The 14,785-nt window shown below is 67.5% G+C and carries 18 protein-coding genes; 6 read left to right on the top strand and 12 right to left on the bottom strand.

Annotated elements, in window-relative coordinates; genetic code table 11:
- Window positions 1-39: 39 nt before the first annotated feature.
- Entirely contained in the window at window positions 40-825 is a 786-nt protein-coding gene (locus MOM01_RS02470; RefSeq protein WP_241383791.1) for an enoyl-CoA hydratase-related protein, read from the bottom strand.
- An 8-nt stretch (window positions 826-833) separates the two neighbouring features.
- Entirely contained in the window at window positions 834-1,820 is a 987-nt protein-coding gene (locus tag MOM01_RS02465) for an NAD(P)H-dependent flavin oxidoreductase (RefSeq protein WP_241383790.1), read from the bottom strand.
- Between the two features lie 178 nt (window positions 1,821-1,998).
- Here MOM01_RS02465 and MOM01_RS02460 point away from each other — a divergent pair, with 178 nt between their 5' ends.
- Window positions 1,999-2,796 (top strand): FadR/GntR family transcriptional regulator, encoded by a 798-nt coding sequence (locus MOM01_RS02460; RefSeq protein WP_241383789.1) that lies wholly within the window; start codon window positions 1,999-2,001, stop codon window positions 2,794-2,796.
- A 19-nt stretch (window positions 2,797-2,815) separates the two neighbouring features.
- Here MOM01_RS02460 and MOM01_RS02455 read toward each other — a convergent pair whose 3' ends face one another.
- A complete protein-coding gene (locus MOM01_RS02455; protein ID WP_241383788.1) occupies window positions 2,816-3,466 on the bottom strand; it encodes a cyclase family protein in 651 nt (216 codons plus the stop codon).
- Between the two features lie 37 nt (window positions 3,467-3,503).
- Window positions 3,504-4,310: an acyl-CoA thioesterase domain-containing protein gene (locus MOM01_RS02450; protein WP_241383787.1), complete on the bottom strand. Its 807-nt coding sequence runs from the start codon at window positions 4,308-4,310 to the stop codon at window positions 3,504-3,506.
- Between the two features lie 41 nt (window positions 4,311-4,351).
- On the opposite strand from MOM01_RS02450, the gene MOM01_RS02445 reads away from it, so the two are divergent.
- Window positions 4,352-5,446 (top strand): nucleoside hydrolase, encoded by a 1,095-nt coding sequence (locus MOM01_RS02445; RefSeq protein WP_241383786.1) that lies wholly within the window; start codon window positions 4,352-4,354, stop codon window positions 5,444-5,446.
- A gap of 39 nt (window positions 5,447-5,485) precedes the next feature.
- A complete protein-coding gene (locus MOM01_RS02440) occupies window positions 5,486-5,884 on the top strand; it encodes a histone-like nucleoid-structuring protein Lsr2 (protein WP_241383785.1) in 399 nt (132 codons plus the stop codon).
- A 59-nt stretch (window positions 5,885-5,943) separates the two neighbouring features.
- On the opposite strand, the gene MOM01_RS02435 is transcribed toward MOM01_RS02440, so the two are convergent.
- On the bottom strand, window positions 5,944-7,356 hold the full coding sequence (locus MOM01_RS02435; protein ID WP_241383784.1) for an FUSC family protein: 1,413 nt from the start codon (window positions 7,354-7,356) through the stop codon (window positions 5,944-5,946).
- 70 nt (window positions 7,357-7,426) lie between these two features.
- Between MOM01_RS02435 and MOM01_RS02430 the strand changes: the two genes are divergently transcribed.
- The gene (locus MOM01_RS02430; RefSeq protein ID WP_241383783.1) at window positions 7,427-7,939 is read left to right on the top strand and encodes a MarR family winged helix-turn-helix transcriptional regulator; all 513 of its coding nucleotides are present in this window, start codon (window positions 7,427-7,429) and stop codon (window positions 7,937-7,939) included.
- 10 nt (window positions 7,940-7,949) lie between these two features.
- Here the strand turns inward: MOM01_RS02430 and MOM01_RS02425 are convergent, their stop codons facing one another.
- Both MOM01_RS02425 and MOM01_RS02420 read right to left on the bottom strand, forming a co-directional pair.
- The gene (locus MOM01_RS02425) at window positions 7,950-8,465 is read right to left on the bottom strand and encodes a hypothetical protein (RefSeq protein WP_241383782.1); all 516 of its coding nucleotides are present in this window, start codon (window positions 8,463-8,465) and stop codon (window positions 7,950-7,952) included.
- Complete coding sequence (locus tag MOM01_RS02420) at window positions 8,462-9,277, bottom strand: DUF72 domain-containing protein (protein WP_241383781.1); 816 nt, start codon at window positions 9,275-9,277, stop codon at window positions 8,462-8,464. The genes MOM01_RS02425 and MOM01_RS02420 overlap by 4 nt, the downstream gene beginning before the upstream one ends.
- Window positions 9,278-9,375: 98 nt before the next feature.
- Between MOM01_RS02420 and MOM01_RS02415 the strand changes: the two genes are divergently transcribed.
- Entirely contained in the window at window positions 9,376-9,957 is a 582-nt protein-coding gene (locus tag MOM01_RS02415) for an HdeD family acid-resistance protein (RefSeq protein ID WP_241383780.1), read from the top strand.
- 19 nt (window positions 9,958-9,976) lie between these two features.
- Here the strand turns inward: MOM01_RS02415 and MOM01_RS02410 are convergent, their stop codons facing one another.
- The 4 genes from MOM01_RS02410 to MOM01_RS02395 form a co-directional block, all read right to left on the bottom strand.
- On the bottom strand, window positions 9,977-10,384 hold the full coding sequence (locus tag MOM01_RS02410; RefSeq protein WP_241383779.1) for a TIGR03618 family F420-dependent PPOX class oxidoreductase: 408 nt from the start codon (window positions 10,382-10,384) through the stop codon (window positions 9,977-9,979).
- A 69-nt stretch (window positions 10,385-10,453) separates the two neighbouring features.
- Window positions 10,454-11,779 (bottom strand): phosphotransferase family protein, encoded by a 1,326-nt coding sequence (locus tag MOM01_RS02405; protein WP_241383778.1) that lies wholly within the window; start codon window positions 11,777-11,779, stop codon window positions 10,454-10,456.
- Window positions 11,780-11,879: 100 nt separating this feature from the next.
- Window positions 11,880-12,062 carry a hypothetical protein gene (locus MOM01_RS02400; protein ID WP_241383777.1) on the bottom strand — a complete coding sequence of 61 codons (183 nt, stop codon included), beginning with the start codon at window positions 12,060-12,062 and terminating at the stop codon, window positions 11,880-11,882.
- Between the two features lie 10 nt (window positions 12,063-12,072).
- The gene (locus MOM01_RS02395; RefSeq protein WP_241383776.1) at window positions 12,073-13,551 is read right to left on the bottom strand and encodes a carotenoid oxygenase family protein; all 1,479 of its coding nucleotides are present in this window, start codon (window positions 13,549-13,551) and stop codon (window positions 12,073-12,075) included.
- 83 nt (window positions 13,552-13,634) lie between these two features.
- Here MOM01_RS02395 and MOM01_RS02390 point away from each other — a divergent pair, with 83 nt between their 5' ends.
- Complete coding sequence (locus MOM01_RS02390; protein ID WP_241383775.1) at window positions 13,635-14,186, top strand: TetR/AcrR family transcriptional regulator; 552 nt, start codon at window positions 13,635-13,637, stop codon at window positions 14,184-14,186.
- A 9-nt stretch (window positions 14,187-14,195) separates the two neighbouring features.
- Here the strand turns inward: MOM01_RS02390 and MOM01_RS02385 are convergent, their stop codons facing one another.
- Entirely contained in the window at window positions 14,196-14,675 is a 480-nt protein-coding gene (locus MOM01_RS02385) for a TspO/MBR family protein (protein ID WP_241383774.1), read from the bottom strand.
- Window positions 14,676-14,785 lie beyond the last annotated feature (110 nt).

Genomic DNA, 14,785 nt, shown 5'->3' with positions numbered 1-14,785 from the left:
AGGTGAGTGTTGCAGTTCGGACCGGAAACCGGCTGTGTCTCAGTCGGACTGCGACCGGCGCCGGGCGTAGCGGGCGCCGATGTCGGCACCGTCGGCGCGATAGGTCGCCGCGGCTTCGGATTCGAGTGCGAGGGCGTGCGCGAGCGAAGTACCCGCACCTTCCTTGAGCAATCGGAGCATCCGCCGGATCGCACCGGGATGGCCCGCCGCGATCCGATGGGCGACGGCCAGGCTGCGAGCCATGAGTTCGTCGTGCGGGACGACCTCGTTCGCGAGTCCGATGCGCGCGGCCGTCGCACCGTCGATCGGTTCCCCGGAGAGGATGAACTGGATCGCGGCGGGCAGACCGACCATCCGGGGCAGCATCGCGCTCCCGCCCCAACCGTTGAGGAGGCCGATCTGCGCGTGCGTGTCGGCGAATTCGGCACGCTCCGACGCGATGATGAACGAACAGTTCACCGCGAGTTCGTAACCGCCGGTGTAACAGGGACCGTTGACCGCAGCGATGACGGGCTTGGAGATGCCACGCAGCACGTGTGTGGGGGTCGGCCCCTCCGCGGCGGGAGGGGGACCCGACAGTGCCTCGGGCAGATCGACACCCGCACAGAAGGAAGTGCCGGCTCCTGTGAGGACGACGACGTTCACCTCGTCGTCTGCGTCGGCGCGCCAGAGTTCCTTCTTCAGCGCCTTCCGCATCGCACGATCGATCGCGTTGCGGCGCTCGGGCCGGTCGAGGGTGAGAACGGTGACGCTGCCCTGGCGCTCGACCAGCAGAGGCGCATTGCCGGTCCGGTCGTCGTCCGCGGTGCCGGTTCGTGGTGACATCGGTTTCCTCACGGGACGGGAACGGAGTCGGTGACCTCGACGACCAGTGAGCGCAGCCTCGTCTCGGCTTCGGCGGCGATCCGCCGGACCAGGTCACCTGCCGCGGGAATGTCGCGGATGAGCCCCTGGGACTGTCCGACCGTCCATATCCCTGCTTCCGGATCGCCGTCCTCGTAGACGGTGCGTCCCCGCGAACCGGCCACGAGATCCTTGACGTCCCTGAACCGTCCACCCTTGGCGAGAATGTCCACGACCTCCTCGCTCACCGTGTTCCGCGCGGTGCGCATGGTGTTGCGCAGCTGCCGGAAGATCAGTTGCGTGTCGAGTTCGCTCGCGCCGACGATCTGCTGCTTGATGCGTTCGTGGATCGGGCTCTCGCGGGTGCACATGAAGCGCGTGCCCATGTTGATACCGTCGGCGCCGAGGGTGAGAGCGGCGGCGAGGCCGCGACCGTCGGCGAAGCCGCCCGACGCGATGAACGGGATGTCGAGGGCGTCGGCGCACGCGGGGATCAGGACGAGGCCGGGGACGTCGTCCTCGCCCGGATGGCCGGCCGCCTCGAACCCGTCGATGCTCACCGCGTCCACGCCGATCCGCTGGGCCTTGAGCGCGTGCCGCACGCTCGTGCACTTGTGAATGATCTTGATGCCGTGCTCTTTCAGGTGCTCGACGTGTCTCGTCGGGTCGGAACCGGCGGTTTCGACGATCGTCACACCCGAGTCGATGATCGCTCGGCGGTATTCGGCATAGGGAGGCTGATCGATCGCCAGGGTGAGGGTGAGATTGACACCGAACGGCTTGTCCGTCAGCTCACGGCATCTCCGGATCTCCTCGCCGAGGGCGGCGGGGGTGGGCTGCGTCAGTGCCGTGATGATGCCGAGGCCACCTCCCTCGGAGACCGCGGCGGCGAGTTCCGCGCGTCCGACCCACATCATGCCGCCCTGGACGATCGGATGATCGATCCCGAATTCCGCTGTGAACCTCGTGTTCAGCATGGATGCTCCTGTAAGAGGCCGAGACGAGCGATACCTAGGTAACATAGTTCACTATGTGAGCATCAGCAAGCGCGTTCGCCGCCTCACGCCGGGCCGCAGCAGCCGGTTACCTGTGAGTACGATGGGCCCGGAACTTTCACCAAGTAGTCGAAGTCAGCTCGGAGCAGGAGGCGTTCCCGTGAGCGACGAAGTGTTGGCACCCGGATTCGACGCCCGTTCCCTGGGGGGTCGAGCGATCCGGACCCCGAAGACCGCCGAACTGGTGGCCCGCAAACTTCGCCGGATGATCATCGACGGGGAACTGAAGGACGGCGACCACCTTCCGCACGAGGCGTCGCTCATGGAGCACTTCTCGGTGAGCCGGCCGACGCTGCGCGAAGCGGTCCGTGTCCTCGAGGCCGAGCGGCTCGTCGAGGTACGTCGCGGATCGCGATCGGGCGCACGCATCTGCGTCCCGGGTCCCGAGGTCGTGGCCCGGCCGGCCTCCCTGCTGCTCGAACTCGCCGGCGCCACCGTCTCGGACGTCTACGTCGCGCGGGAGGCCGTCGAACCCGCCGCCGCACGGCTGCTGGCGGAGACCGGCAACGAGGAGGCATTCGACGAACTCGAGCGTCTCGTGGACGAGACCATTCCGTCGTCGTTCGCCGACGGCACCTTCGGGCAGGCGGCCGCACTGTTCCATCTCCGCATGGTGCAGCTCGCCGGCAATGCCTCGCTGGCACTGATCGCCGGGATGCTGCACGAGATCTACGAACGGCACACCACGAACGTCACACGCGAGAGCATGCAGCGCGACGCGGAGAAGTACGAGGACCATTACAGGCTGTTCGTCCGCTCCCAGCGCAAGCTCATCCGCCTCCTGCGTGCGCGCGACGGCGAGGGTGCCTTCGCACACTGGCAGAAACACATGGCCACGGCACGGGAGCTCGTCCTCGCCGGACGTGAGGACACCGAGGTCCGCGACATCCTCGACTGACGGAAGTCGTTGCTGCGGGTCAGTTCTCGACATCCATCGCGACGGCCCTCACCGGCGCTCCGTCGGCGCCGGCGAACGGGATCGGCAGCAACGACACGAGAGGGTCCGCGAAGTCGACCTCCTCGAGGTTGCGCAGATTCTCGCAGATGATCGCGCCCGCCTCGGCGAGCACGTGATGTGCTGCGAGCAGTTCGCCGCCGGTGGGATCCACGCTCGGCGCGTCGATACCGATCGCCCGGACCCCACGGTCGAGCAGCCACCGGCACGCGCCGACGCTCAGCGCCGGATGTTCGAAGTAGTGATCGGTCCCGAAATACTGCGACCATCCGGTCAGCACCAGCGCGATGTCGCCGGGGCCGAGCGCGCACTCCCCCCACAGGTCCGGGCCGACGAGCGCACCAGGTCCGGCACCCGCCCGTACATCCAGCACGACACCGCGGCCCACGAAGACCTCCGGCGCCACCGCATCGATCGCGGCGCCACCGCGGCGCACGTGCCGGGGCGCGTCGACGTGCGTGCCGGTCTGCGATCCCATGTCGATCCGCGTCAGCTCGAACCCGTCGGCGCCGAGGGTGGCGTGCGGGGTGAACGTCGGCGCCGGATCTCCCGGATAGACCTGGATATCCGGCGAGACGACGTGGGTCAGGTCGACGATCCGCCGCACACGCATGACGTCGATGCTAATCGCCCGTCGATACCGCCGGCCGTCAGCCGAAGTCCACCTGCCGGTGCGCGTTCGCGAGGGCGGTGACCACGCCGGTACCGAAGGCGCCGAGACGGTCGAACAACACGGCGGTGCCGACGGCGATGCCCTCGCTGCTGATGTGATTGTCGGCTTCGATTCCCACCTCGGGCCCCTCCGGCAGCCGGGACAGCGCAAGGGTGACGTCGGAGTTGATGTAACCGACCCCCTTGTCCGACCAGTTGGTCACGAAGGAGGTGCCCTCACCCACGGTCGCGGTGTTGACGAAGGGCGACATCTCCTCACCGACGATGATCGGCAGCTGCCGCGACCACAGGCGTTTGCGGGCGGCGTTCTGATGTTCCGAACGCACCCGCGTCCAACCCGGTCCGTCGCTGCCGTACCACGAGGAGAATTCGAGCGGGCCGGGCTGTCGTTCGAGGTGGGCGGGCGGCGGGGTGGGGGACTCACCTCGCGTCCACACCGAACCGGGAGGCGGTGCCGACGTGCGCAGGAAGGTCAGTGTCGCGCGCGCCGAGATCTCGCCGGCCTGCATCAGGTTCGCGTCGGCGACCCGGATACGGTTGCCGTCGCGCACGCGGGTCGTGGTGAAGGTGATGGGCTCGTTGCGTACCGGCCTGAAGAGATCGAGCGTGAACCGGGAGGGAACGAAACCCTCGACGGCATGGCTCATCTCGAGTTCGCGTGCCACCAGACCGCTCACGCACGGCCCGTTGAGCATCTTGTCCGACCAGGGGCTGGCCGCATACTTCGTCGGCAGGTAGACACCGTCGTCCTCGGTGAAATAACCGCGGTCCTTGCGCTCGTGCATCCGAGGATTCTCCCAGCACCGGCCACAGCGCGGTCATCGGGATGCTCCAAGATGGGACCGTGCACGTACACGAACCCGATGCGACGCCCACGCGAACTCGCCTGATCGTCGATGTCGACACCGGCATCGACGACGCCCTCGCCCTGCTCTACCTGGTGGCGAGTCCCGACGCCGAGATCGCCGCCGCACTGTGCACGGCGGGAAACGTGCCCGTGGACCAGGTCACCGTCAACACCCTGTCCTGGCTGGAAGTGTGCGGCCGGCCCGACATCGAAGTGGCAGCCGGTTCGCAGCTTCCCCTGGTCGCACCCTTGATGACGACGGAGGACACCCACGGCCCGCAGGGTGTCGGCTATGCGGAGCTGCCCCCACCCTCGCGGTCACGATCGGCCCGGTCCGCCGCCGAAGCGTGGGTCGAACTCACCCGTGAACAGCCGGGAGAACTGACCGGACTCGTCACCGGACCGCTCACCAACCTCGCGCTCGCGCTCCGTATCGACCCCGACCTGCCGTTGCGGTTGCATCGCCTCGTGATCATGGGCGGCTGCTTCCACCACCCCGGTAACACCACACCCACCTCGGAGTGGAATGTCGCGGTGGATCCGGAAGCCGCCAAGGTCGTGTTCGACGCATTCTCGATCGTGCCTCCGGAGAGACGGCCGATCGTGTGCCCGCTGGATGTCACGGAGTCGATCGAAATGTATCCCGAGCACGTCTCCCGCATCGCGGAGATCGTCGGCCTGGCACCCTCCGGGGAACTCTCACCGGACGCCCCGCGCGGGACACGGTCGACGGCCGAGGCGCCCCTTGTCCGCCACATCACCGACGCGCTGCGCTTCTACATGGAGTTCCATCGTGATCAGGGCATCGGATTCCTCGCGCACGTGCACGACCCCTTCGCCGCCGCGGTCGCGCTCGGAGCGGTGCCCTACACGACGCGGCCCGCGACGGTCGACGTCGAACTCGACGGCCGCCTCACCCGTGGCACGACGGTGGCCGACCGGTCGGGTATGTGGAAGCGGGCGCCGAACGCCGATATCGTGGCGGGTACACGCCCGGCCGAGTTCTTCGACCACTTCGTCGAGCGGGTCGGATCGTACATTCGCGACTTGAACCTACCCCCGAGTAAGAACTAGCGTCGACGGCGCACAAGTTCGGGGACAAGGAGATAAAGCGTGGCACAGAAGGTGCGCGTCCAGTATTTCGACGATATCGACGGGCAACCCATAATGGACGGTCTTGCCCAGTCGTTCCGAATCAGGGTGGACGACGACGAGTACGAACTCGATCTTCGGCCATCCAACGCCGACAAGTTCCTGGCGGTACTCCGCCCGTGGCTCCACGAGAAGGCGTCCGCGCAACACGGTCCGGCCGCTCACACGATCACGCCGAAGAAGACTCCGGCGAAGGCCCGCACCCGGACGTCGGGTGCTCACAAGACGATTCCGCCCACGCGCTCTCCGGAGCAACTCGCCGCGATCCGTCATTGGGCTCGCAACAAGGGTTACGACGTCAGCTCGCGAGGCCGCATCCCGCGGCACATCCTCGAACAGTTCGAGGCTGCCCACTCCTGAGCATCACCACCGCCGCCTCCCGGGGCGGACGATTTTCACCGACGACCGGCGCTGTCTCGTCACGCGACGAGATGGTGCCGGTCGTCGCGTCGGATGGTGACCGCAGCGACGATCACGCCGACGACCACACCGATGACGGTGTCCGCCACCCGGTCGACTGCGATGCCCGGGCCTGCGTGCTGACCGAGACCGGTGAGCAACAACGCCATCGTCGTGACCCCGACCGAGGCGAGTCCGTAATTCCGGGTCACCGTGAGTTCGGTGAGCGTCTGGAACAGCACGGCGGCCGCGACCACCGGCCAGTAGCCCGGGTCGAGGGCCAGCAGCACGGCAGCGATCATCGCCCCGCCCACATTTCCGAGCAGACGTTGGATGGCACGCTGAACGGTGTTGTGGTAGTTCAGACCTTGCAGGGCCGCCATGGCACCCATCGCGGCCCACAGCGGGTGATCGAGTCCGATCAGCGCGGCGAACGACGCGGCGAGCAACGACGCGACGAGCACCCGGGCCGATCCGAGCAGAACGACACGGTCGAGCAGACGGCCGCATCCTTCACGGACGAACCCGGGCGGTGTCGGCAGTACCGGGCGCCCATCGACCTCGACACGCGGAATCTCGATGTCGCGTCGTGCTTTCCGAAGTTCCGCCTCGAATCGGACGAAGTCGTCGCGGCGCGCTCGGTAGGTGTCGTGCGGCCCGTTGTCGAGCACCGTTTCGGCCGCGTCGAGCAGGGCGAGCAGTTCGTGGACGTGGGCATCCGGACGCCCCGGGGCATTCAGCGCGACGGTCTCGCGGGCCTTCCGGATACTCCCTCGCGCGGCGGGAACCGCTTCGGCACCTCGGGTTTCGAGGGCGGAGACCGCTGCCAGTGCACGCGCGACCGCGAGACGAGCGGGCGTGTGGGGATGCGAGAGCGCCGGCAACATCGCGACGACGAATCCTGTCGCCGCACCGATGGCCGCCGCGGCGGCGACCAGACCCACGTCATTCCATCCGTCGGCGAAACCGGTTGCGCCGGCCGCCGCGAAGATGAGGATCACGGGGCCGGGACCCACAAAGGAGAATGCCGTGAACACCCAGTACGCGACGGCCGATCCCACCGAGAGCACGACGATCTGCAGCGACAGCGGAGCGCCCATCGCGCCGAGCGCAGCACCGAACGCGGTGTACCCGACGATGCCGAGGCCGATCCACGGAAGCCGTACCGCCAGAAGCGGATACGGTTCGTAGCGCAGAAAGGCACTGGTGAGCGCACCGAGCGCCGCGAAACCGGCCACCTGCCCGTAACCGAGCAGACCGCCGCCGACGAGAGCGAGCAGCGTCGCGCACCCCACACGGAGCGCGACGGCCACGGTCGGATCGCCGCGACGCACCTCGAGGGCGTCCTTCCACGCGGTCGCCGACAGTGAATGCGCGAGCGCTCCGTGGGCGTGACGGAGCCGGGAACGGTCTTCGAGTCGGCGGGCAAGCATCCACCCACCATATTGTTTTACTGGTGAATTATCTATGAAGTTGTTTTCCTTCTGCAGTTAGACTTGCCACATGCCCTCCGAGACACCTCAGCCCGATTACGTCGATCGCGTACGCCTCGGATGGACCGCCCGGTACCCGGACCTCGACGTCCGTCCCATCGACGTGATCGGGCGCATCACCCGCATCGGGTCGCTCGCGCTCACCTACTTCGATCGGGAACTCGAGGGGAGCGGCATCAGCCGCAGCGAATTCGAGGTACTCAGCGCACTCGCCCGCAGCGATCATCCGTTGCGCGCCAGCGAGGTCACCTCCATCACGGGCATCTCCGGTGCGTCGACCACGAAGCACACCGAACGACTCGCCGGACTCGGCCTCGTCGAACGTAAACGACTCGTGCGCGACGGCCGCGTCGTGCTGCTCACCCTCACAGACGAAGGGCGCGCACTCGTCGAGAAGGAATTCCCGCGGCGCCTGGCGCGCGAGAAGCAGATGCTCGACGGACTCGACGACGACGAGATTCAGGCCCTCTCCGACCTGTTGCGCAAGGTCGTCCGCAACGTCGAGAACCACTACCCGGCCTGATCCCCGGAGATCAGGGCATCTCTTGCGTCTCGGCCCGTTCGATCTCGCTCACGGCCCGGCGCAGATACGGCTCGGGCGCCACCCGACGCGCGGCGACGAGATCCGCGACGACGAGCACACCGGCAGCGAGATACTGCCCGGCGCTGATCGTGGGGCGCTCGGCGTCCGGATCGGACACACCGAGCGCACCCGTCAGAACGGTCACGGCGGCATCGGGTTGCAGAGACGGCAACCACCGCAGTCCCGACCGGACGCAGCGTTCGAGCACTGCCTGGACGTCCTCACCGGACAGACCGTCGGGATGCAGCTCTTCGAGCAACTCCCGGACCATGCCCGCGTGCACGGCCGTGACCTGCTCGTAGGGCAGGTCGACCAGTACAGAGATGGCCTCGTCGAAGGCCTCGGCCGACTCGCTGCGGGCAGCGGCGAGGGCATCGGCAGTGGCCGCCGCGATCTCCCGTGGCGTTCTCGGCCAGTGGTCGGGCCACACAGCGATCTCCTGTCCTCGTCCCGGACGCCCGGTCACAGGCGTTCCTGCAACGCGAGTGCGTCGTGTGGGGCATAGCCTTTCATGTCGTTGTCGAAGTACACGTAGACGTCCCTCCCGTCGCGCACCCACCCGCCGATCCGCTCCGCCCACACATCGAGGACATCGGGCGTGTACCCGCTCGCGTACAACTCCTTGTCACCGTGCATCCGCACGTAGACGAAGTCGCTCGTGACATCCGTGAGGAAGGGGAATCTGCCGGCCGTGTCGGCCACGACGAGCCCGATATCGTGGGCGCGCAGCAACTTCACGGCTTCGGGGGTCGCGAGAGCCGGGTGCCGCACCTCGACCGCATGCCGCAGGGGACGTTCGGCATCGGTGTCCACCCACGCCCTGTCACCGGTGAGTGTGTCGGTGTGCCGACGGGCGAGTTCGGCCGCGGCCGTGGTCGTGCGCGGTAGCCGCGTGAAGAACTCCCGGAGTCTGCCCTCCTCGAAACCGAGAGTGGGAGGTAGCTGCCACAGGAACGGCCCGAGTGTCGGTCCGAGGGCGAGCACGCCCGAGGCGAAGAAGTTGGCCAGTGCGTCGTCGACGCCGGCGAGTCGCTTCATGTGGGTGACGAATCGTCCACCCTTGACGGCGAACACGAAGTCGCCACCGGGCGCGGCGTCCCTCCAGGTGAGGTAACTGCTCGGTCGCTGCAGCGAATAGAACGACCCGTTGATCTCGATCGAATCGAATCGCTGCGCGGCGTATTCGAGCTCTCTGCGCTGGACCAGCCCCTCCGGGTAGAAGTCACCGCGCCAGCTCGGATAACGCCAGCCGGATATCCCGATCCTCGCCGTGGCCACGATCCGAGCGTAACCTCGCTCACCGATTCGGCACGCACGGCTGCACGACCGCACATATCCTCTGGGCTACAGGAGCACTTCGCACACCAGGAGCCGTCATGTCCACGAGCTCGGTTTCGCCCACGGATCCGTTCCGGTCGTTGCTGAAGCAGATCTGGTGGGTGGTGCTGCTGCGCGGCATCCTCGCGATCCTCTTCGGCGTCGTCGCCCTCGTCTGGCCCGGCATCACGGTGTGGGCGCTCGTGGTGGTCTTCGCCATCTACGCCGTCGTCGACGGGATCGTGCTGATCGTGCAGTCCGTACGGGACAGGGCCGAAGGATGGGGCTGGTGGCTGGCGATGGGCATCGTCTCCGTCATCGCCGGTCTCGTGGCTCTCTTCTGGCCCGGCATCACCGCGTTGGCGCTGCTGTACGTCATCGCCTTCTACGCCATCCTCTACGGCATCACCGGCATCGTCGCCGGAATCCGGTTCCGCAAGGTCCACTCGTCCGGATGGGTGTGGTCGGTGCTCGCGGGCGTCCTCGCCGTCCTGTTCGGCATCGTGCTGCTGATCTTCCCGGGCGAGGGCATCCTGAGCCTGATCGTGCTGCTGGCTGTCTACGCGATCCTGTTCGGTGTGCTGCTGGTGGTCCTGGCGTTCCAGGTGCGCAGCACCGCGAAGAAGGCCGGTGTCGTCTGAGCGCCGGCCTCCCTCCGTGTCAGGCGTTGCGCAGACGCCCCCACGCGTGCCAGCGGTCGATCTCGATCCACGCGTCCACACGCTTGCCTCGCCGATCGTGGTACGGCTCGCCCGTGTAGTGCCGCGCGATCCGGTCGATGTCCTCCAGAGAGGGATCGTCGGCGAATTCGACGACCCGCCCCTGGATACTCACGTGCGTGACCCAATCCTGCGGGTCCATCGCCGACAGGCTCACCCGTGGATCGTTGCGCAGATACTCGAGGCGCTTACGGCTTTCGTCCATGTTGACGAGGATCCGGCCGTTCTCGAAGAGGTACCAGGTGGGAACGGAGACGGGCTGCCCGTCCGGGCGCAGGGAACTGATCGTGGCGTAGTTGGGCTGTGCGAGGAACTCGGCGACGGCCGCGGGCATGGGTCGTTTCGGCACTGCACTCCCTTTCGAGGTGGCGGATGAGCTTTCCGTACCGAGACTAGGCCGCGGACGCCGGGGACGCGGTCATCGATATTTCGGATTCGCAACCTTCAATCGGCTCTCGGCCAGCCCCCTGATCACCTCGGCCACCTGCTGGTCGTCGATGCGAGCATGTCCTGCGCGCACTCCGAGCGCGAGTTCGCTCTCCGCGCGGTAGCCGAGCCCGGCGAGCCGGACCCGGTACGTCTCACGCACCGCGGGAGCGACCGAGGCCTCCCGTGCAACGATTCCCAGCATGTGCGCCGCGACCCGGCTCCGGTAGCGGGTCTTCGCGTCGGCACCGGATCCGACCTCCAGGACGAAAGCGCGGACCGCATCGAGCAGCTCCTCCGCCCGCGGCGTTCCGAGGAGGTCGTCCGTATCGGGGGCGGGGGTGGTCGTGTCGTCGTAGGGGGCGACGCCGAGCAGATCGAGCAGGTCGTGTTCGCACTCGGCGACGCGGCGTCCGATGGCGAGCAGTTCGAGGATGTTCTCGTCCCCCGGGGCCGCGGACGCCTGCATCCGGCAGATCACCGCCCACCGCAACGATCCGTAGACCTCCCACCAGTGGACGACCTCGGGGTCGGGGCTTCGCCCCGATTCGTCGGCGTAACCGCGGAACAGGTCGTCGCGGGAACCGAAACCACCGACCGGGTGGGGTGACCCGAAACGCCACGTCCGGGTGCACAACCACCCGAGGTCCTCCATCGGATCTCCGACATGCGCCAGTTCCCAGTCGAGCACCCCGCGTATCCCGTCCGCGTCGACCAGCAGATTCCCGTTCCGGAAGTCGCCGTGCACGAACGCCTTCCCGGTCGCCGGCGGGCGATTGCGGGTCAGCCACGCGAAGGCCGCCTCGAGGGCCGGCACGGGCGCCCCGGTAGCGACGTACTCGTCGAACAGGAAGGACAGCGGATCGTAGTCGGGGAGGTTCGGTACGGCCCCGACGTCCATGCGGTGGATCCGGGCGAGGATGCGGCCGAGTTCGTAGGGCAACGCGGCGCGGACGTCGTCCAGTTCGTCGTCGCGCAGCAGTTTCTGCGGCAGTGCCTCACCGGGCACCCGCGACATCACGAGATAGGCGCCGATCCCGGGACGCGGCTCGTCTCCGCTGCGGTCGACCACCTCGGGCACGGGCACACCGGTTCGTGCTGCTTCGTCGAACGACGCCGCTTCCATCGCGATCCTGCCGGCGTCCTCGCGTCCGGGTGGGTCGCGGCGCAGGATCAGCTCACGCACGGTGCCGCCCGCCGACACTGCCGTCAGCGCCCACGTCTCCCGGCTCGCGCCACCGGTGAGCCGCTCGATGCGCCGCAGCGTCCACCGGCCACCCAGTACAGACGAAAGACGTTTCGTCAGTTCATCTTTCATTTCCCCGCTGACGCCACCCACCGCAACCTCCCCTGCTCGGTTTCCTGCGGGGGATACTTCCACGGCGATCCGGGACGTGCGAGTACTTCCGCCGCAGCCGTCAGGCCGCGAACCCTACCGCCCCGATGACCGGGATGATCGTCATGAAGACGATGGCGATCACGAAGAGGGCGATGGTGATCTTCCTGTCCCACCGTGAGCGCGTCCCCGTCGCGGCGAGCATGAAGAAGACGAACCCCACACAGATGGATCCGATACCGATGATGACGGGTGTTTCCAGCATGCCTCCATCATCACCCATGCCGTTTCCGGTTCTCGGCCGGTCTGCTCCCCCGACCGGAAGCGTCGGAACGGAATGCGCCGTGGAAGGTCATCGGCACGTGATGGCGCAGTTGCACCGAGGCGACGGGCCCCTCGTCCGGCCGATCCGCCCGCAGGACGACGAGCGTACTGCTCTTGCGCGCGGGCCGGTGTTCCAGGGTCAGCAGCCACCCGTCGCCCTCAGCGTCGCCGCCCGGCGCGAACAACGGCTCGCAGACCGTGTTGTCGGCCTCGGCCGTGTATCGGCTCGACGAGCCCGTGCGGTGGTCGACCGTGGTGATCGAGTCGGGATTCCCACCCGGGGTCGATGCAGACGCGGTGTAGCTGAAGCGATGCTCGGTGGTCGCGAAGCGCTGATCGAGCTGGGGGAACTCACACCCGTGATCGTCGAGCACGGTCGTGTCGACACGGCGGGTCCGGTGGTCGACGGACAGTCGGGTGAGAGTGCCACCGAAGGCCGGTCCGGCGTCGCCGCGAAAGTTGCGGAGGTGGCCGTTCCACCCGGTCCAGCCTCCGGCCGGGTCGTGCACGACGAGTTCGACGACGGTGCGGTCCCCCGCCTCGTGGGCGTTGGTGACGTGGAAGTGGAAGAGCGCGTCGTGCTCGAAGACCGTCGGGCTGCCCCCGTCTCGCGGCACCAGCACGATGGTGGTGCCGAGCTCCGGCCGGTACGACAGCGCATCGTCGAACGGGCGCAATCCCAGCGCGACGGGAACGGGATTGCGGACCACCAGCGGGCCGAGCACGAACACCATGTGCCGTTCGGTGAGCGCGAAGTCGTGGACGAAGCCGAGCTTGGGGATCGGGATCGTCGCGAGCCCGTGGAGCCGTCCCCCGCGATCGAGCCGGTAGCAGCGGATCACGGGGCGCGGGAAGAAGTCCAGCCCGAAATTGAAGACCTCTCCCGTGGCCGGGTCGGTCTTCGGATGTGCCGAGAAGGCGCCCAGCCTCTTCAGTGCACCATCGAACGATTCGGGGCCGTAGGTCTGCAGCGTCTCTGCGTCCAGCCGATGTGGACGTCCACCTTCCCAGAGGGCGTAGAGCACCTCGTCGTGCACCAGCACACCGGTGTTCGCCAGGTTCTCCGGGAACCTCAGCGCATTGGCGAGAGGGCCGCCGAGACGTTGTGTGCTGAAACCTTTCGGAGGACGCCTGGTGTCGGTGGTCCTCCCGAAACTCTTCGTGCGCACGTACCGGTTCCGGTAGTGGATGCCGTCCGGGCCGATACGGATCCGGGAGACCATGCCGTCACCGTCGAAGATGTGACCGAGCGGATGCCCGTCGATGTCGAGTCGCCCGGGCCCGATCCGGTAGAGCGAACCCCGCAAGCCCGCCGGGAAGACGCCCTCGATGTCGCGCAGCTCGTAGTCGAACTCGCGATGCTGGGAATCCCACGGTGATCGCCCGAGCTCGTGAACGGTCTGCTCCGACTCCCCCGTTGCAACAGTCATGTACCGACAGTCGCACAGTTGAGACACATTGGGAATATCCGTCTCACTCCGGACCGGAGATTTCCCCTCGATAGGCTGGGACCGTGACCAACGGCGACGACGTGATTGCAGCGGCTCGGACAGTGGTGCGGCGGGTCGGCGTCGGCGCCCTGAGCCTCGCAGCCGTGGCCCGGGAAGCGGGGATCAGCCGGGCGACCATCTATCGCCGGTACGCCTCGAAGGAACGTCTTCTCGGCGTGATCGTGGACCACGAACTCGACACACTCGAGCGCCTCGTCCTCGGCCGCCTGCGATTCGCCGACGAACCGCAGCAGACCATCCACATGCTCGTACGCGAGGTCCTGGACTACAACGCCGGCAACGACGCCCTGCAGGCCGCCCTGCGCATCGACGGCTCGGCCCTCACGCCTTGGCTCATCCGTTCCGAACACGGAAACACGCTGGTCGACATCGTCACCGACCGAGCTCTCGTCCACGTCGTCGATTCGCCCCTGGCCCCCCATCTCGGGCCGACCCCGGAGGCGGCCGTGGAGTTCATGGTCGGCGTGGTCTTCGCTCAGCTGCTCTCCCCGGCCCGGCACATGACCCACGCGGACATCGCCGCCTACGTCACCGCGGCGATCTACCGTCCGTGAGAGCCCGGATCAGCGGTTGAGCTGTGTGATCCGTCCGGTCAGAAGCGTGGCGAAAGCCGTCCACGCCGAGTACGGAGCCAGCGCCGCCCCTGCTGCCGGGCTCGCCTCCGCGGTCCTCCGCGTCAGATCTGCCGTGCTGACAGCGAGCGCGGCAGCCACCAGGGTGGAAGGCAGCAGCCGGTGCCACTTGAAGAAGACCCACGACCACGACGCATTGAGAACGAGATTCGTGGCCAGCGCCGCGATGTAGTTACGTCGGCCCACGTGATCGTCGGCGTCGGTGTACTCGTCGATCGCGACGGCCGAGGTCACCGCGATATCGGCGTACAAGGCCGTCCACACGATCGGAAACGCCGCGGCCGGAGGCTGGAAACCCGGCTTACGGAGCTTGCGGTACCACCGGGAGTTCGTGTCCTGGGAGGCGATCGATCCGACGATCGCGGTGGTCGTCGTGGCAGCGGCGGTGGCGAGCACGGTGCTGAGCTTCATGTCGTGACGGCTCCTGTCGAGGACGGGTGCCCGTCGACTACCCGAGCCGGCCGAGTGCGAAACGGCGGCCGGGTCGCCCCCGCCCGCAGGAGCGCGCCGCAGGAACGGAC

The sequence above is a fragment of the Rhodococcus sp. CH91 genome (genome assembly GCF_022554085.1).
Taxonomy (GTDB): Bacteria; Actinomycetota; Actinomycetes; order Mycobacteriales; family Mycobacteriaceae; genus Rhodococcus.
This window is presented reverse-complemented; position numbering and strand designations above follow the sequence as displayed.